Origin of the sequence: Legionella parisiensis (assembly GCF_001467945.1) — a bacterium.
GTDB classification, from domain to species: domain Bacteria; phylum Pseudomonadota; class Gammaproteobacteria; order Legionellales; family Legionellaceae; genus Legionella; species Legionella parisiensis.
Window position 1 is genome coordinate 2397589 of record NZ_LNYQ01000013.1, and the last position, 19834, is coordinate 2417422.

Here is a 19834-nt window from a genome sequence, read left to right on the forward strand (position 1 = left end):
ATCTCATCCATTAGTTTTTAAATTTTATTCCAACTTTGGCAATCCATGCTTAGAGATTGCTCTTTATTCTCGGTCGATGTGGAAAAAAAGTCCCCATCCAAATAACCACATTAGTAAAGCCTAGAAGTATGTTACGAATTACACGTGGTGTATATTCTATGATATCGTAATAACCACGCAAATCCAGCGCAAATACATCACGCATACTTTTCAGAGGTTTATCCTGACGGAATTCTTCTTGCCACAATGACCAGACGTCTGCCCGTGCAAAGGTACACTGAATAAAATCGATATTTTGTCTCAGAGACAATTCGTGTAAATGGATGCCCGCATTGCGATGAAATGTATAGGCAATCGTTCCTGGGAAAACAAATTCGTCTCGCCCACGTTTGAGGAGCAGGTTTATCTCTTCTCCTGCACGAAACAAGTTTTGCTCCTCCATTTGTATACCTACCCCTCTATCAGAATAATTATTCATGATGCATTGATATACATGTCCATCAGATCGCATGATTGCTGCTGGCATAATAAAAGACACGCGAGGCGCCCTGCGTCGTTGTCTTGCCTCGATACTTACTCCCAGCGCACCACCAAGAATAGCTATATTATATAAAGACCAGGTTGCCGTAATAATAACCGCCAGAATTGTTGCGGCTGGATCCACAGTCAAACGGAATCCTGCAGCGATTAAACCAGCTATATTAATGCATAGTAACACTACATAAGGCCTGGCCGTCATCCAGTCTACGTGCTCTTCTGCAATAAGATCCCCTTTAGGTGTGACATTAAACCTTCCCTTATGCGGGTTAATTAATGCCATAGTTGTAGGCACCGCAATATACCAGGCCATTACCGTTTCATAGATTTCATTCCATAAAAAATGGCGAAACCTGCCTTGAATCTGATTATTAGTCAAAACTGCATGCACAATATGAGGTATCGCATACAGCAATATCATTACTCCAGAAGCATAGACAACATAGGCATTCAAAACTAAAAATGCTGCAGGGGTAATAAAAAAAATTAAGCGAGGAACTCCAGAAAGAAAATGCAGCATGGCATTAAAATAACAAAGGCGCTGTCCAAAAGCTAACCCTCTACCGAATAAAGGATTATCCATACGTAAAATTTGTACCATGCCGCGTGCCCAACGAATACGTTGACCTACATGACCTGCTAGACTTTCGGTTGCCAAACCGGCTGCTAATGGGATTCGAATATAAGCAGAATTATAACCAAGACGTTGCAGTCGCAATGAAGTGTGTGCATCTTCGGTAACGCTTTCTACTGCCAGGCCACCAATTTTTTCCAGGGCAGAGCGACGCATAATCCCACTCGATCCACAAAAGTAAGTTGCGTTCCATGTATCATTCCCATCTTGTACTACACCATAAAACAAGGCACTTTCATTAGGTGTTTTTCGAAACGATTTTAAATTGCGTTCGAAAGGATCAGGTGAAAAAAAGTGATGCGGGGTTTGTAAAATCGCAAGATTGGGATCTTTTAAAAACCACCCCACTGTCAATTGCAAGAAGGGATGAGTAATGACATAGTCACAATCAAAAATTGCTACCAGCTCACCATTTGAACGTTCCAAAGCATAATTAACATTGCCTGCTTTTGCATGTTCATGGGTAGGACGTGCAATGTAATGTACCCCAACTTCCTCGGCAAATGCTTTAAATTCAGGACGGTTACCATCATCCAGAATATAGATGTTAAGTTTTTCTTTGGGCCAATCCAAACCTAAAGCCGAGTATACTCCTGGTTTTAATATACTTAGATTTTCATTATATGTAGCTATCATAATATCCACAGTAGGCCAGGTGGATTGATCAGCAGGTAGCGGCACTGGCTTACGATGCAGGGGCCAGATACTTTGAAAATATCCTAATATCATAACCAGCCAAATGTATGTTTCAGCAATGATAAGCAAGGTTCCAAATACAGCACTTACTGTATCATCCCATACTAAAGTATATGCGTATCTCCACCATAAATACCGACATGAAACAATCACGGATAGGACAATCAGCATAATGGTACTTATATGCCCTGGAGCTTTACGAATGCTCAGAGCCATTGCCCAAAGAAGTACCACAAAAATAAATTGTGCTATTGGTTGAAATGGCTGGGTAATACAAAGCAATAATAATATAGCGGAAAAAATACTTAATACAATAAACAGAATACGGCGCACCATACTTTTTGCTTGGTTAAAATGCCTTGCAGTTTGTTTTGCTACTTTATTCCCTTCAATTTTATCAGGAAGTACTTCTATCCAGGAGTAATAATAATTAAGGCCTCTTTGCCAAAGATTATTACTCGTTCTTTTTTTTTGTTCTGGATAAAACACAACAAGCCATAAACTTTGAATTAAATAACGAAATATATCTCCTGGACGAGGGTGTTTTCGGGAAATATGAGGAAACCACGTATGATGATTGCTCCTTACCCATTGCCAACGAGATGATTCCAATCGTAAAAAAGTCCATGCAGTTATTTGCAATAAAATAATGCAAATCACAGTAAAAAATGAAGCTTGATGATGAAGAAAATGTTGATAAATCTTTTCAACTTTTTTACATGCATGACGTGACAAAAGCAAATGCAGGATCTTACTCATTTTGTATTTCCAAAATCATTGCCCATGCACCAATTAGCTAAGGTATTTATATCTTGAGCGATTAAACTATGCGCTTGATATTCTCCTATAGGTTTTTTAGCAGCGAGCGCCTCTGCAAGTGCCTCATCACTATGAAGTACTACTGGTAAAAAATTTGCTAGCAACCGTTGCCATAGCTCATATAAATCTTTTTGCAATGACTTGGCCGCAGAATAATGATTCATTAAAAAATAACACTGCTCTGGAGTTTTTTGCTGATGCAAACGAATGTGGCAGTTAATGTCAGGGGTTAACAATAAGAATGTAATATCTGCTCTTTCTAATCCCTGTTGAGTCAGTAAAGTAGTATCAGAGGCCAGATCTAGTAAAATCCAACGATAATCATTTTTTGTGACTAAATGCTCTATATTTTTTTCCCAGAAATCAGGATTTTTCTGGAATTCATTTTCCAGGTTAATACGCTCAGCCTGGTTTATTTTTCCAAAAGGCAAATAACTCAAACATTTGTTGTAAGAGTAAATACTTTCACTCCAGTCCCCCTTGTCCTGATAGGAGCGCGCCCAACCCTGTGCCTGTTCAAACGGCATATTAAAATGCAACCGCAATAAGTTATCCGCTGTAAAATCAATAACCAATACTGATTCATTCAATTGCGCTAAAGCCCAACCCAGGCCCGCAGCAATGGAGGTTACGCCTATCCCTCCACGGATTCCTTGAAACGCAATTACCGGCATGCTTTTGTCCTATTTATTTTTTGACTCAATTTGACTAAACTCTTTCAATATTTTCCATCGTTCGATTATTTCTTTGATAATTTCTTGTTTTGAAATATCTACATACATTAACTGAGTTAAAGAATATATTTTACTCAGTATGAGCAAATCATCCTGAAGCCCAAGTGATTTCAGTCCATGTGGATCTGATATCTGATTCTTCATAGTACACCCCTTACAAGCTGTGTCCATTTAAACATAGCTTGCTTTGACAAAAAGATCAATTTTATCTAGCTGGTTATGCCATTCTAATAGCTTAAATTATAGAGTCTATTTACAATTCGCTATCTTGAAGAGAATGCTGCAATTTTAGAGACCCGAAACAAGGTATACACAAAATATATGAGTATCGACGCGCATAAAAATCGAAGCCAAGGGAGTAAAATTGTAAACAAACCTTAAATATGGAATTTTTGAGTATCCGGTGCAAGTACCTCATACCTTTTATCAACAAGTTCCTGTGCTTTAATAATAATTGGATTTTCTTGTAGGCTTTCATCCGGATGGGCTATCCGACAAAACTCTTTATATCTATCTAACTCTTGTTCGCGCATATAAAGTTCAAATTCCTTGTAAAATGCCTTTCCATTTTCTGGTCCAAGAATCTCAATAAATTGCTCATATAAACCTGTTTTTGGATTACTGTAAAAACAAATATCCATAAATTTTTTCTGGTAAATTGAAGAAAACTGGTAGGGCTCACCCACGATCTCGGGTATTTGGTTAAAAAGGATATTCGTTCCTTTTGCCTGAGGTTCATTTTTTGCTTGATATAAAAGCTGAATCACTTCTTGACGTTGTTCTTTTGGCACAATAATTGATCGGACTGCCGCAAATTTCTTGTTTTCATCATTTAAAAAAGGAGCTCCGCCTACCCGAGCACCTCGCTCAGCAAGCGAGAGCTTCATGCTTCCATCTGGCAAATCTTTTAATGTGGCAAGAACAGCATGTCCCTTAAAGCCAGTTGCCTGAAAGGCCATACCTTCTCTATCCAAGCGATTTAATATATTTCCAACGGTTGCATCAAAGTAGAGTTTATCTAACACACCCAATAAGTGTTCGAAGCATGCCGTGTATTCTGGATGTTTCTCATGAATAAAGGTCTTTAAATAGGAATTAAGGACCTGTACCCCTTCATCGAATAAGCCGGAACCAAATTTAACATCCGCATTAGGAAATTTAAGAGACTCATTCAACTTTTCTCCTCCAAAGATAAAGTACAGTCGTCGGCGAGCATAATATTCTCTATAATCAATTTGATGTGCATCAAAAAAAAGCTTGAGAGTTTCCAGGGGAAGCGTATTCAATGGCGCGATTGTAATGACTGATTGAGCTTTACCGTTTTTAGCTAAAACATCCGCCCCTGCAGCTAAAAGTATAGGTATTGCTTCAGGATGTTGACACTCAACAGCTGTCAATAGAGGGGTATTTCCATGTTGATCTCTTGCTTCCATTAACTCAGCTTTGGCCTTAGGATCTGAAGTAACTAAAGCAAACACTCTCCCTATTTCATCCGTTTGTTTGTGCTTAATTACTGTATGTAAGGGAGACTCTTCTTTATTATTTTTTTTCAAGAGCAATGCAGGGTTATGGGCGTGAATATAGCTCATAGCATTTCCAAAATTTCCTTTGGCAAGTAACAAATGATACGCAGTGTTTCCCTCATTATCTTGATCTTCCAATGCACTACCTTTTTGATGGAAAAACTCAACAAGCGCATCAGAGTTAACTTCGGCAGCAGCTAATAAAGGAGTTTGTCCTTTATCATTTCTATCTTCTACTGAAAAATAACCACTATCAATTACATGTTTCACAAGTAAAGGTTGCCGCGCTTTTATTGCAACAAACAATAAGTTATCCCCCTCGCTATCCTTATGATAGGCAAAAGAATGATCCTCAATACTAAGAAAATAATCGATTAATTTGATATTACCTAAACTTGCAGCAAGTAGTATTGGAGTCATTTGGGATTCATTCGTTGCCGATAAGGACGCGCCGTGCTTGACTAACCATTGTATTCCCTCTAAATCCCCTCTTTTTACCGCATCAAATAAAGCCTGATCCTTTTCTATGGAAGTACTTTTAGTTACAAGCAATGCAGCAATCTCAAGCTGGGTTGCTTCCAGAGCAAGTTGAAAAGCTGTTTTTCCCTGATTATTTTTCAGGTCTATTGGGACACCGTGTTCCAATAAATAAGAGACACATGCCAAATGCCCATTTCGAGCAGCTAATGTCAACGCATTTTCACCCTTGTCATTAACTGCTATTAAATCAGCACCCAACTTATCCAAAAACTCAAGTGTATCTAACTGTCCATTTTCCGCCGCAAAAAAAGCTGCATTTTCTCCAATATTATTTTTTCGATGCAAATCACAACCTTTTTCAATCAAATACTCAATAATTTTTAAATTTCCTCTCGCAGCCGCAAGCATTAACGGAGTATTACCTTGATTGTCTGTTACTTCTGCGATGAACTCCTCAGGAAAGAATTTAAGTGCCTCTAATTGATTATTGTAGACAGCGAAATGTACACCAGACCATCCATCTTTAGTTTTATGGCGAAGCAAACTTTCTTTATCTCTTGCTTTTTTTAAAAGAATTTCCAATGCCCGGACATCACCTAATGCACTTGCAAATAGTGCAACCTTCTCAATTCTTTCCCGACGGAAACTCATTGAAGATAAGCCTTCCAATTTGCTGTGCTGTTCTAAGAGAACCTGATTACATATAGGACTCAATTGAGAATGAGGTTCTAATAGCAGCATTGTTTTAGAAGATGAATATAGATAACAACATTCTAGAGGAGTGTATCCATTGTCATTAGTGACTTGAAAAACCGGACAGCCAAGTTCCTCCCCTTTTTTAATAAGTACTTCTAAAATATCAGGTTGATCATATATCACAGCAAGGTGCACCAATGTATTACCCTCATCTGATGCTAAAAAATCCTCTTCATCCAGGCTTGAAAGTAGCTTTTTAAACTGAGCCAAATTCTTTTGCTTTATTGCTGTTTTTAATGATTCTATTCTACTCATTGAACATCTCATCTATCATTCTGTTAAAAGAAGTATAGTTGATATGTAGCAAATGAAATGAGGAAGGTTAGATCCATACTGTGAAAATCAATTCCGGATGCGTGATGGAAGTCACCCATACTGATAAAGACATAACTCACGTAATATCGCAGTGGCATAAGAGCCCGCAGGCAGGCTAAAAGATAACTCCGCCAGATTATCCTTAATAACACACGTTAGTTGTTCTGCATGCAAAATATTAGCTCGCCAATCTTCCTCTAAGCCATAATGCTCCAACCCCCCCAACCATGGCTGCCAGTCGAGATAAATTTCATTAACCAATTGCAATGCTTCATCTTTGGTTTTGTTTTTACTTTTTCCAGGCAAAGGGCTTGCAGGAGAAATATCTTTATCTTTAATCCGTTGAAGTAATTTATCATCGATCTGATCAATAGCAAAAATACTGTTTGAACCTTTTAGCTGCATCACATCACCAGGCAAAGGCGTGTTCCAGCATTGCTCCATAACACGACGAGATAAAATCAGATTGTAAATCCATGAGCGTGCGGCAGAACAATAAATACCCAATAAAAATCGGTCTTTGACTCTATATCCTTGAACCAACATTTTTTCGGCTTTCAGTAAATTATTGGCATTACGACCAAATCGTTGCTCTCCAAAATAATTAGGGACACCTTGTTCTTTAATTCGTTCGATGCGCTCTAGCAAATCTTCTGCATGGGAGATTTCACGCAGACGTATAATAAATCGATTGCCAGTTAAAAATCCTGGCCGCAATTTTCTATGATGACGCGTCCACTCCAAAACGCGCCAATTGGATGCTGTAAGCTGTGCAATCCCAGCAATTTGCTCTCCAGGAGCATGAATACTCAGCCATTGAGTAGCCTGTGCCTGCCTATCTTTTAATCCAGAATAACCAATTGATTTTACAGGTTTATTCAGCAATTTAGCTAAAGACCTAACCACTACTTCTGTGGTTACCCCGGTTTTCTCTATTCTCAGAACAATATGTTCTCCCTCTCCAGAAAATGGACTATCAAAAAATTCATCCACCTGAAAGTCTTCTGGACTGCATTTAAAGCGAGCCGTGGACTTTGGCTGCCCATTAACGTATGGCCAATTTAAAGAATACATAACAACCTTACTGAAACTTATCCTAACCTTTTCAAAAATTTGATAAAAAACTATATAAATCAAAATTTTTTACGTGCATACTTAAAGAACCTATACAATCTACATTAATTGTTACTAAATGGATAGATTAACAATGAATCCATCATTTCCACCAATACGTAAGGCAGTATTTCCTGTTGCCGGTCTTGGGACGCGGTTCTTGCCCGCAACAAAAGCGGCTCCCAAAGAAATGTTAACTGTGGTAAACAAACCTTTAATTCAGTATGCAGTTGAAGAGGCCTATGCTGCCGGCATACGCCAAATGATCTTTGTCACTTGCCATAATAAACGCGCTATTGAAGATCATTTTGATCTTGCCTACCAACTCGAGAACGAACTGATCGTACATGATAAAAACGAACTTTTATCTATAGTTCAATCAGTAACACCTGCGGACATGGAATGTTTTTATGTGCGTCAGTCCCTGCCCCTGGGGCTAGGACATGCAGTTTTATGTGTGGAACAAATCATTTGCAATGAACCATTTGCTGTAATTCTTGCTGATGATTTAATGACAAGTACAACACCAGTTATCCAACAACTAATCCAAATGTATGAGCAATATGGCTACAGCATTGTTGCAGTAGAAAATATTCCTCAAGAACTTACAGAGTGTTATGGAATTATTCAAGGTGCACCTTGGGATAAAAGCCTTTTGAGCATTCATCATTTGGTGGAAAAACCCAAACCTCATCTTGCTGCATCAAATATTGCCATTGTAGGTCGCTATATCCTGACCCCAAGCATTTTTAAGCAAATTAAAAAAATACCCCAAGAGAAACATAAAGAAATTCAATTAACTGATGCCATTAATGGGTTAGTAAAAGAGGAGACAGTTTTAGCACTTCCCTATGAAGGGAAACGCTATGATTGCGGAAGTGTTCTTGGTTTTCTTAAAGCAAATGTAGATTTAGGCAAGAAACATCCCACTGAGGGAGAAAATTTTACTAAATGGCTTTTAGCTTAGGATCTGTTTACATTCGCTGGCTTGTGTCAAAAATGGCCCCGATTTTCAGTACCGAAGTGCAACTACATGGAGTATGAGCATCGCAGCGCAGAAAAGCAGGCCATTTTGGCCAAGACAGTAGCAATATAAAAAGATCCTAGATAATTTAATTAGGAATGTATTATGGAACAACTAACAAAAATGAATTCATGGAAAAAACTCGAAAAATACGCAAAAACATACATAAGCCCAAGTTCTGAAACTAAAAATTATTATGTATCCAGCGACAACATTACTCTGGATTACAGTGAACAACATATTAATACCCATATTCTAGATTCACTTCTTGAACTTGCTCATGAGTGTGATCTGCTTGAACATATCAATGCCATGATGGTTGGAAAGCCAATTAACCATACAGAAAATAGACCCGCATTGCATACAGCACTTCGTGCCCCAGAAAATAAAGTCATATTGATTAATGGACATAATATTATTCCCGAGATAGTTCAAGTACGAAATACGATGAAACTCATTTCTACAAAAATCAGAAATGGAGAGTGGCTAGGTTATTCTGGAAAACCCATTACTGATGTAGTGAATATAGGAATTGGCGGCTCTATGCTGGGTCCTTTTTTTTGTCTTAATGCATTAGCTGACTTAGTAACAGACCAGTTAGGATTTCACTTTATTTCCGATATTGATCCAAATGCGTTCGCACGTGCTACTGCAAAACTAAACCCAGAAACTACCTTGTTTATTATTTCCTCGAAGTCATTTACCACACCAGAAACCTTATCTCATTATCAAAAAGCTTTTTCTTGGCTAAATCAGGAACAACATTTCAATCAACATTTTATTGCTGTCACTGCAAATGTTCAAAAGGCTCAAGAAATGGGTTTTAAAACCATTCTTCCAATATGGGAATGGGTTGGAGGGCGTTATTCCTTCTGCTCAGCTATTAATTTGATTTCCTGTATCGCCATTGGTTTCGAACATTTTTCAGAAATCCTTGCTGGAGCATATCAAATGGATATGCATTTTTGCACTGAGCCTTTTGCAAAAAATTTACCCATTCTTATGGCATTATTAGGTATATGGAACATTAATTTTTTAAACATTAATAACTTGCTGGTCATGACTTACTCTCAAGACTTACAGTATTTTGTTCCCTATCTTCAGCAACTCGATATGGAAAGTAATGGTAAGTCGATAAACAGACAAGGTCGCACAGTTGATTATGCGACAGGCCCCATAATATGGGGTGGTTTAGGCAATCATGCGCAACACAGTTACTACCAGCTTTTGTGTCAAGGAACACATAAAATAGCAGCTGATTTAATTTGCGTTGAAAATTTCGATGGTAAGTTAATTAATAAAATATGTCGTGCCCACAAAGAAGTATTAACGAAAGGTGGAAATCACGGAGAGAATCCTCACAGTTACATTGTCGGCGAAATGCCTGTCAATCTCCTTTCTTTAACGGAATGCTCACCAAAAACTCTTGGTTCACTAATTTCTTTATACGAGCATAAAATTTTTGTCCAAGGTGTAATTTGGAATATAAATTCATTCGATCAACCTGGAGTTGAAAGCTCCAAAGAAATAGTTCGACAGAATAATTGGATTAGTTAATGTTCAGAGCCAGATTCAGTTTATTATTGTTTAGCTTAATAACGTTAAAAGTTTATGCTATTGAGATCAATCCAAAACAGATTTTATTGGATCAGGTGATTTGGGGTGAGACCTATTATAGAGATGATTTTGTAAAAAACTCTCTTGACCGTTTGCAATTGATCGCCCCTAATGATCCAGAGGTTCTTGCAGCACGCATCAGACTTGCGATACGCCAAAAGAACCTGATTCTAGCAGAAGAACTAGTTGAGGAATTAAAACAAAAAGCCCCCGATTCAGTTGAATACAAGCAAGCTAAAATGAGTTTACTCCTTACACAGCCCGAAACAAGACTAAAATTGCAACAAGCAAGAATAATGGCAATGTCTGGACATCTGGATAAGGCTAAAGCTCAATATGATGCTCTTTTTCATGGGATTTTTCCCACGCCCGAATTAAGTACTGAATATTGGCGTATCGTCTCAAGAATCCCCGCTCAACGTCAAAATGCATTTAACCATTTGCAACAACTTTATAATTTTTTAAACGCACATAAAGTGTATTCGAATAACAATAATCAGGATAATTGGTCTTATGCTCTCAAAGAGAGGCTTGCAGAATTATGGGTGTCCCGTGGTGAAGCCTCATTTCAAGCTGGTCATATCGATTCGGCACAAAAGCAATATCAGCAAGCCCTACTTTTAGATAACAGGAATTATGATGCTTGGGTTGGTATAGGCGAAGTAGCATTTGCCCGCAAAAATTTCATTAATGCGGAACAAGCATTTAAACACGCGTTGGTCATTAGTCCTGGAAAGGGTACTGCAGTCTTTGGCCTTGTTGGCATTTACAAACGTGAATCATTACAAAAGGCCTTAAATTACCTAAATAGTTTGCCAGAAGATTTAAAAAGCAAATTTAAAGATGCTCAACTTAGTTTGGAAAGCGCTTTATTACAAGAGAAGGCGGAACGTCTCGAAAAAGAAAACAAATGGAAAGAAGCAATAGAAAAGTACAGGCAAGCACTAAAAATTGACCCGGATAATGTTTGGTTAACTTATCATTTCGCCTTAGCATTGAATCATGAAGGCGAACTCAAAAAAGCACATGATTTATTTAAGCAGTTGATAGCGAAACAACGAAAAAATCCAATTCAAGTATATGCTTATGCACTTTTTTTATCGAGTATTGATCAGTTACAACAAGCGCTGAACCATCTTCATACTTTACCACAAAAACAGTGGAATGAAGGCATGCGACAATTGGCCGAACGCCTGACCACGGAATTGATTTTAGAACACGCTCAACAATTACGTGATAGTGGCGATAAACAAGGCGCAGTAGCTTATTTAATGCGTCAAACCCAGACCACACCTATCAAACTCACTTTAGGAGATTGGGCTTTGCTCGATGGTGAATTTGCAAGCGCATTGAATTATTATCAAGATGTGAAAACTCATGAACCTCTCAATGCTGATGCAAATATTGGAGTTATAGAATCACTCATCGCTTTGGGAAAGAAGAAAGAGGCGTATCAGTTGCTGCAACAGCAGCAACAGCTCCAATTGGATTTTAATCTTAACATGCAAAGAAGGTTAGCGAATGCCTGGAATGCTGTAGGAAACTCTCAAAAAGCATTAACTATATTCAACCATCTTAAACAACAAAGTATTAATACGGCACCTAGTCAGGATAGTGCACTTATATTTCGCGATGCTGCCCGTTTGGAAACACAACTTCGCTTGCCCAAATTAGCTCGGGAAGATTACAAAAAGGCAATGGTTCAAAGCACTATTACTTCACTATGGCCTACAAGCAACGATTTCTATACCTGGTTAACACGAAACCATATAGAAGATGATTGGCTTAAACGCAGCATTCGTTCTGAATCAGCCCTACTTTATCGGCAACAAGAAACACGATTTACTGTGGATGAAGATTACTGGCGGTTGCCGGGTACAGCCGGAATTTCTGACCTGCGTGCTGAAGATACTATAGCGCAAGCAGATTGGGCATACTCGAACGGTCGTGCATTTTTTAGAACGGATAAAATCAATTTAGGAGCAGGAAGCTTTTCTCAAATTGATGGGGTTTATGATGATGAATTTGGTACTTGTGCTATCAATGGCTGTACAACAGGTATCAAACAGGCGACAAAAGGTATTGGCTGGGATGGAGGCTGGCAAAATCAACTCTGGGGTTTTGACATTGGACAAACGCCTATAGGATTTCCTGTAAAAAATTGGATTGGCGGCATCAATTACAACGGTGAAATACGACATGTGGGCTGGACAATCACAGCATCCCAACGCCCTATGACGAACTCCTTACTTTCTTTTTCGGGTACAGCTGATCCCAATACGGGAGTCGTGTGGGGAGGAGTAGTTGCTACAGGCCTTACTTTGTCACTGAGTTACGATCGCGGCGAAGCTCATGGGGTCTGGGCTAATATTATTGGCAGTAAGCTAACTGGGAAAAACGTGCTCTCTAATAAACGTATTCTCTTATTAGATGGTTATTATTACAAAATCATTAATGAAGAGAACCGTCGTCTTTCCATTGGAGTCACAAATATGATCTGGCACTATGAAAAGAATCTATTTGGATATACTCTTGGACAAGGTGGGTACTTTAGCCCTAATTTTTATGTATCATTTTCACTCCCGATAAATTACCGCCGGCGTACTGCAAACTGGTCTTATGAATTGGGCGGTTCGATAACCTATTCACGTGACACAACCAAAGACTTGGTTGGTTATCCCTTACCCAACCTGATTCCAAATTTTGATCCTTCGCAAAACTTCATTCAACCGGGTGGACCTGGCACAGGCTATGGTTATTCTATACTTGCACTGATAGAACGTCGACTTGGTTCACATTTTGTTATTGGAGGATGGTTAGATATCCAACAATCAACAGACTATACCCCAAGTCACGCGGCTCTTTTCCTTCGCTACTCATTGGAGGGCTGGCAAGGAGATATGAACATGCCAATCGTTCCATTAGTACCTTATTCTAATTTTAGATAATAACTAATCTTATGTTGTATTTAACGAGCAAACGCATGTGCTGTATCAGATTCATAAAAAACTTGAATTGGTTAAGCCTGTAATAGAAAAATAATCCTGTGGAGAGATGTATTGATTTGATACACAACTTACTATCCTGATTTAATGGTTAGTATTAGATGTCTTAGTTCAGCAAAAAGAGAAAGTTTTCAAAACAAAACAGTAAAAACCCTCATCGGATCCTAATTGAGGAGAATTAAAGTGCTTAAGGAAAATATTAGCCTAAAGCTTCCTTGCTATACGAAGTCAAAAGCGTAACAACGGTCTTTAAATAGAATTCAAGACAATTGTTACGCTTAGACATTATTGAGGATAAGGTACCCAGTTATTGTCACCTTTCAATAAAATATAAAATTTATCTTGATATTTCATCACAGTAACACCTTCATTTGATGCAACCAACGGGGTTTGAGGTAAATTTTTGGTCAGTGTTTCTAAACTTACATTTTCCTGAGTAAATATCTTTCCATCGACTAAACGCGCAATTAACTCTGAAATAGCCAAATAACTGCTTGGTTCATTTATTTGTATTTGAGTAGGTTTTGCTTTCAAACCAATAAATTTAATTCCAACAGGGACATGTGTAATGCCTGGGCTAGGAATGTCACGTAAACCTGGCATTTGTAATTTATCCCCAACAAGATTAGCCCCATGTTCCGGGATAAAAACTACAACTGCTTTACGTCCTGAATTTTCCAATGCGGTAAAGAAATTCATCGTTTGATCTAAAAGTTTCTTTGCCCTCGCCCCGTAGGGCGCAGGCGTATTTTCACCAATAAATGTATTACCATCATGAAGCGAAATTTCATTATAGTAGGTAACATTGCGTTTCTTACTTGAATCAATCTGTTGCTTAAGCCATTTATCCAATAATTGACCATCATCCGAAAGCAATTTTCCATCAAATGAAACAAGATCAGGGCGTATGCCCGCTCGCGACATTAAAGGTACGTCCTCTAAACCACCATATTCTTTTATCTCTTTGAGAAAATTACCAAACTCACCTTCGTGGTCAAGCATCATCTCAGGAGAAAAACCAAGCTTAGCTAAGTTATCCAAAATATAACAATTTTGGGCTACAGGCTTATAAAGACCAGCATGGGAAGTTTGGCCACAGCTTGCACGTAATAAACGTATTGCAGCAGGGCCGCTATATGAAGCAGCCGTATTGAATTGGTTAAAGAGAATATCAAATTTACTCCATAGAGGATGATCTCTCAAATGCACTGCATCGATATCTGACCAGGCAAGAGAGCATATCTGAATAAATAGGACATCAAAAGGCTGATCATCAGCAGAAATAGCGCTTGGAAAAACAGTATGTAGTCCTTTTTGCTGCTCATAAAATTGGTTCAAGTATGTATTTAGATTATCGTTGGTAGGCGGCAAATTACTGTTTAGCTCGACTGATCCGCTTACTTTAGTCTCTGCAGCAGCTTGCCCATTAGTCGTTGCAGTCTTGCTTTCTATCGGTAAAAAATTAATAGCTGGTCCTGTTAAAGTGAGAATATTTAACCAAATTAAAGCAATTACTGTAAACGTAGTAATGCGAATCCATTGCGAAAGAAATAAGTACGCGACTAAGAGAATAAAAGCCATACCTATCAATTGCCAATTAATAAAACGATTTAATAGTTCAAGAAGATAATTAGAACTGAATGCAAAAAGATTTGTACCCTGACTCATAATTGAACTTAAACCAGGTAACCATGTATCGTGATATAAAAGAGCGATACCTATTGGAAAAGCTATCCAATTACGGCAGCGATGAAGAAATAATGATGGTAAAGGGAATAATAAAAAAGCCAAAAATACTAGATTAATAAAAGGATGAAAATTTAAATATCCACTCCATAAAAGAGCAAACTTCAATAGAAAATAATAGTTCCAACCATTTATATCACGCCATTTTACGCGGATTTTTTCTCGCGTCTGAACTGTTTCCATCATTACTATTCTTTGTCCATAATAAATAATTGATCAATTGATATGCCCAACTGACTTTATCAAAATCCGTTCGCGCAAAGCAGGCATGACAGATATAGAGTATTAAATCCTTTTTAATTTTTTAGTGTAACAGGATATATAAGATATTCAATGTAAAATAGTTACTTTGCATATACTTTATCTAGATCCATTCTTGACATCAACCCATGCATCTTGGTATTTTTATATAAATTAAAAATATAGGACAATATGTTTAAAAACAAGACCATTTCAATTATCGGTGCAGGCCATTTAGGAAGTGCTGTAGCACGTGGCCTGATTAAAAGTGGACATCCTGCAAACTCCATAATATTTAGCAATCGGGATCCCAGTAAATCAGAGCGCTTGGCTAAAGAACTAGGGGTACTGTCAGCAAAAAACAATACTCAGGCCGTCATGAACGCTGATATCCTTATTCTTGCTGTAAAACCTCAGTTTATGCAAAATGTCTGTCAAGAAATTAGCCCACCCATGCAACAAAAACAACCTGTTTTTATTTCTTTAGTGGGTGCAATAGATATTGAGAACATAACTCGTTGGCTCGACAAGAAAGACTTAGGAATTATTCGTGTTATGACCAATACCCCAACTGAATTTTGCAAAGGTACATCTGCTTTATTTGCTAATTCTTCTGCAACATCGGAGCATAAATTATTAGTTGAGAGCCTTTTTAATGACGTAGGTTACACATTTTGGGTTGAGAAGGAATCCATCCTTGATACACTTACAGCCCCTATTGGTTGTGCACCAGCGTATGTCTTTCTGTTTCTTGAGGCATTGCAAAAAGCAGCAGTCAGTAGAGGCATTCCAGAAGAGCTCTCCGAAAGAATTGCCCTGGAATCTGTTTTCGGTGCTGCAGAATTAGCTAAAAAATCAGGACGTTCTTTTGCTCAATTAAGAGCAGGTGTTAGTACTCCTAACGGAGTGACAGCTCATTCTTTGGAAAAACTTTCTTTTCCTGATTTTTTTGATCTTTTTAAGCAAGTTTACGCAGCTGCTGAAGAACGTATTGAGCAAATAACTCTGTCATTAAATACTGACATTTAGCGTTGGGTATAACGTAGCCTGTTTGCAGCGCGGCGAAACTCGGGAAATTTGGAAATTAAAACACCCTGAGTTCCGCTGCGCTAAACTCAGCTTCGCTCTTATGATTGGCTAATCAAGCCCAGAACGATTTAGCTTAGATTGGATACTGGCCTGACCCAAGGATGTAACTTAACTAAAGCTGGTGGTAACTTAGTCACATTACGCTGTGCCTCAGCCCTACTTTCAAATTCCCCGACAGTCAGTATGTACCAAACACCTTTTGAATTAGCGAAATGTCTTATTTTGGCATTTTGAGTGAGTAAATGATTATTTTGTTGAAAACGCTCTATATCATTTTTATTATGGCTCGCAGCAACCTGTATGGTATAAAGAGGCTTACTTGCATTTGAGGATGATTGCTCTTTTTCACTTTGTTTTGCCGTTGGGATCTCGACAGTTTTTGATTCCCGTGTCAGATCAGATTCTGGGCTTTCCCGTTTAAACTCAGACTCAGGAATTCTAGGTTCTTGCTCCGCTAAATTTTTCATTTGTAATTTGGGAATCACAACGACCTTATCAATAATTGCAACAGTATCACTAGACATCTCATCATTGAGGTCATCCAAAATTTGTTTTTTGGGCAAAGAAGCATAAACCAATTGTCGTGTTGAAGAGTCTTCCCAAGAAGGAATTTGACTCACTAATACTTCAGGCTGCACTTGCTGCTTGACCACTCCAGGTACAGTACTTTTGTCCAGTACTTCAGAAGCCGTCACTAAATGATAAAAGAATGAAAGTTCAGTGTTTCTGGCAAAATAAAAACTCATAAGTCCTGCGATCACAGCCAGGCTGGCTGCAACACCTATTTTTTTTATTAATTTTCGTGGCTCTTTTTTCTTTTGGGTAGCACACTTAAATATAAATGACTCCAAGTTACTATTAATTGTTGCAAGCTTTCCTTTCGTAAGTTGATAAAACTGCTTAAACTGTGCATCAGTTAATGGTTTGCTGATCAAATGTGCAGCCATGGCACGTTGTAACACATAAGTCCTTGTTTCGTTTTCATTCAGCGATCCTAATTCTATGCTATGAACTAAATTATCGAAAAACGAAGCGACTAAATTATTAAGCGTTGCAACAATTGAATAGTCCGATATGAGGCAAAGATGGAAGAAACTAAAGTTTTCTTGATTTTTTATTGCCAACATTGCTTCTTTAATTAGAGACTCAGGTAAATGTTGTGCATCATCAATCAAGAGCAAGACATGCGCCTTACGTTCATTAATCTGTGCAACTAAAAAGCTAATATCTGTATTTTCATCATGATTCAGATGGAGTTGGCGTGCAATTTCCTGGATAATGCTTTCCCTATTGCAGGGAGCCTTCACTGTCATAGAAACAGATTTGATTTGTTGATCTAAATTACTTTGTAACAATGTTCCAAAGGAAGTTTTACCTCCCTCTTTCTCTGATAAAATCGTAATAAGCACGTTGTTAAAAAGAATTAAATGATTGATGAAATCAATCTTAGCGAGCCAGGATCCGGGTTTAAACAATACTCTTGGTTGAATTACAGCCGCTACCTCAGACCGAATTATTCCCTCTTTCATTTTGATTCTCCTCTACAGCCGCATCAAGTGCATTATATAAACAATCCTCTGTTACGCTGGCATCAAGATAACAATCACCGAGCTTTTTAATCAACACAAAGCGTAAACAGTTATTTTTAATTTTTTTATCCGATTGCATTAAATTTTTTAGTTTTTCCAAATTAACAGTTCTTGGAATTTTGTGTGGCAAACCCGCGAAACGCAGAATTTGTTCTATTTGTTCTACCAATTGCTTATCAACTAAATGCATTTTATGCGACAAAACTGCAGCACAGTATAAACCTATCGCTACTGCTTCACCATGTAACCATTGTTGATAATGAGTGTATGTTTCCAGCGCATGAGCAAAAGTATGTCCAAGATTCAGTAAGGCTCGTTGCCCAGCTTCCTTTTCATCGGTTTCAACAAACTGAGCTTTGATACGGCAACATTCAGCAATTAACTGGGGTAACTGCAAACTTTTAGCAGTCAATCCCTGCTGGATTGCATCACTTAGCAATTTGAAAAATTCGCCTCCAACGAGCAAAGCATATTTTATCATTTCCGCCAAACCGGCACGAAACTCTCTTTCTGGGAGGGTGCTTAATGTATTCAAATCAATAATCACTGCTTGAGGTTGATAAAAACTGCCAATCATATTTTTACCTAAAGCATGATTAATTCCAGTTTTTCCACCTATGGATGCATCGATTTGTGCCAATAAAGTTGTGGGAATTTGAACCAGTTTTACCCCACGTTGATAGGTTGATGCTGCAAATCCAGTCATATCGCCAATCACACCACCACCTAAAGCTATAAGTGTGGTATCCCTATGATGTTTGTTTTGCATTAATGCATCATAAATAGCAAATAAACTTTGCTGGTTTTTATAGTGCTCTCCATCTTCTAAAATCAAAACATCACATTGAATTTCAGAGAAAGCATCTTGCACATACTTTAAATAAAAAGGGGCTATAGTCTGGTTGGTAACAATTAGAATTTGCGAAGATGTTACGATAGTTTGCAAAAATTCCAGATTTTGCAAACCATTGCGACAAATAATTATAGGATATTGATGTTCGGTTAAAGAGACATCAACCTGTTCATAAACCTCAAAGTTCGCCATAAATATATTTTATTATATTATTTGCAACCGCTTTGACTGTTAATTTATCTGTCTCAAAACTAACATCAGCTAACTCATTGTAGAATGGCTCGCGCTCATCCCTCAATAGCTCCAATCTTCCTTCAAGATCATTTGTCTGCAGTAACGGACGTTTGGTATCTCGCTTGGTTCTTTCGAATTGCTGTTGTAATGAAGTTTTAAGATAAATTACAGTTCCACGACCTGCTAAAGCATTTCTGTTTTCAGGGGTGATTACAACACCACCACCTGTTGCCAAAACAATATTGGTCTTTTGAGTTAATTCTTCAATAACTTTTTGTTCACGGCGTCTGAAACCCTCCTCACCCTCAATATCAAAAATCCAAGATATATCGGCACCAGCACGTTCTTCAATTACTTCATCCGAATCAAAAAATTCTAACTTGAGCTCCTTTGCCAAAGCACGACCTATAGTGCTTTTACCTGCACCCATGGGTCCGATGAGAAAAATATTTCGTACTTTAACTATGCTCATTTTTTATTACATACCTCTTTAACTGAAATGTCATTAATTAAAGATCGAGCCCAAAATAACTTCCCATTTTAGTCTTGGACTAAAGTATGGTAATTTGCCAAAACGAGGATATTGGGGCTCAATCCTAACTGTATTTTTCGCAGTTAGAAATTCCCGCCCATTATTCTACAACAAAATGGGCATATTTTATAACTATTTACTCTTAATCATTTATTATTATATCACTTCATTAAAAAATAAGTCTGTAGAATCGCACTATAACATCGCTAAAAATTTGTAGTTCTTGATGCAACAAAAATGTCCGAACTGAGATGAAGTCCCTGAAGCAAACTCCAGCGTCTCAGGAACATCTCTCTTA

Annotated in this window: 13 protein-coding genes; 4 read left to right on the forward strand and 9 right to left on the reverse strand. The window is 38.0% G+C overall.

The window, feature by feature from the left end; translation table 11 throughout:
• Positions 1–49: 49 nt before the first annotated feature.
• The 5 genes from bcsA to truD form a co-directional block, all read right to left on the reverse strand.
• A complete protein-coding gene (gene bcsA, locus Lpar_RS16725) occupies positions 50–2626 on the reverse strand; it encodes a UDP-forming cellulose synthase catalytic subunit (protein ID WP_058518902.1) in 2577 nt (858 codons plus the stop codon).
• Positions 2623–3360, reverse strand: coding sequence for a cellulose biosynthesis protein BcsQ (gene bcsQ, locus Lpar_RS16730; protein WP_058518903.1), 738 nt, complete (start codon positions 3358–3360; stop codon positions 2623–2625). Before bcsQ ends, bcsA begins: the two co-directional genes overlap by 4 nt.
• Positions 3361–3369: 9 nt before the next feature.
• On the reverse strand, positions 3370–3564 hold the full coding sequence (gene bcsR / locus Lpar_RS16735; RefSeq protein WP_058518904.1) for a cellulose biosynthesis protein BcsR: 195 nt from the start codon (positions 3562–3564) through the stop codon (positions 3370–3372).
• A 233-nt stretch (positions 3565–3797) separates the two neighbouring features.
• The gene (locus Lpar_RS16740; protein WP_058518905.1) at positions 3798–6434 is read right to left on the reverse strand and encodes an ankyrin repeat domain-containing protein; all 2637 of its coding nucleotides are present in this window, start codon (positions 6432–6434) and stop codon (positions 3798–3800) included.
• 111 nt (positions 6435–6545) lie between these two features.
• Complete coding sequence (truD, locus tag Lpar_RS16745) at positions 6546–7568, reverse strand: tRNA pseudouridine(13) synthase TruD (RefSeq protein ID WP_058518906.1); 1023 nt, start codon at positions 7566–7568, stop codon at positions 6546–6548.
• A 133-nt stretch (positions 7569–7701) separates the two neighbouring features.
• Here truD and galU point away from each other — a divergent pair, with 133 nt between their 5' ends.
• The 3 genes from galU to bcsC all read left to right on the forward strand — a co-directional run bounded on the left by galU (position 7702) and on the right by bcsC (position 13196).
• Positions 7702–8574, forward strand: coding sequence for a UTP--glucose-1-phosphate uridylyltransferase GalU (gene galU, locus Lpar_RS16750; protein ID WP_058518907.1), 873 nt, complete (start codon positions 7702–7704; stop codon positions 8572–8574).
• Between the two features lie 162 nt (positions 8575–8736).
• The gene (pgi, locus tag Lpar_RS16755) at positions 8737–10188 is read left to right on the forward strand and encodes a glucose-6-phosphate isomerase (protein ID WP_058518908.1); all 1452 of its coding nucleotides are present in this window, start codon (positions 8737–8739) and stop codon (positions 10186–10188) included.
• Positions 10188–13196 carry a cellulose synthase complex outer membrane protein BcsC gene (bcsC, locus tag Lpar_RS16760; RefSeq protein ID WP_058518909.1) on the forward strand — a complete coding sequence of 1003 codons (3009 nt, stop codon included), beginning with the start codon at positions 10188–10190 and terminating at the stop codon, positions 13194–13196. The genes pgi and bcsC overlap by 1 nt, the downstream gene beginning before the upstream one ends.
• A 342-nt stretch (positions 13197–13538) precedes the next feature.
• Here bcsC and bcsG read toward each other — a convergent pair whose 3' ends face one another.
• Positions 13539–15185, reverse strand: coding sequence for a cellulose biosynthesis protein BcsG (gene bcsG / locus Lpar_RS16765; protein WP_058518910.1), 1647 nt, complete (start codon positions 15183–15185; stop codon positions 13539–13541).
• A gap of 246 nt (positions 15186–15431) precedes the next feature.
• Between bcsG and proC the strand changes: the two genes are divergently transcribed.
• On the forward strand, positions 15432–16268 hold the full coding sequence (gene proC, locus Lpar_RS16770; RefSeq protein WP_058518911.1) for a pyrroline-5-carboxylate reductase: 837 nt from the start codon (positions 15432–15434) through the stop codon (positions 16266–16268).
• A 128-nt stretch (positions 16269–16396) separates the two neighbouring features.
• On the opposite strand, the gene Lpar_RS16775 is transcribed toward proC, so the two are convergent.
• Genes Lpar_RS16775 through aroK form a run of 3 tightly spaced genes read right to left on the reverse strand, consistent with a single transcriptional unit; the run spans position 16397 to position 19476 of the window.
• Complete coding sequence (locus Lpar_RS16775; protein WP_058518912.1) at positions 16397–17857, reverse strand: SPOR domain-containing protein; 1461 nt, start codon at positions 17855–17857, stop codon at positions 16397–16399.
• Complete coding sequence (gene aroB, locus Lpar_RS16780) at positions 17832–18962, reverse strand: 3-dehydroquinate synthase (RefSeq protein WP_058518913.1); 1131 nt, start codon at positions 18960–18962, stop codon at positions 17832–17834. Before aroB ends, Lpar_RS16775 begins: the two co-directional genes overlap by 26 nt.
• A complete protein-coding gene (gene aroK, locus Lpar_RS16785) occupies positions 18949–19476 on the reverse strand; it encodes a shikimate kinase AroK (RefSeq protein WP_010653139.1) in 528 nt (175 codons plus the stop codon). Before aroK ends, aroB begins: the two co-directional genes overlap by 14 nt.
• Positions 19477–19834 lie beyond the last annotated feature (358 nt).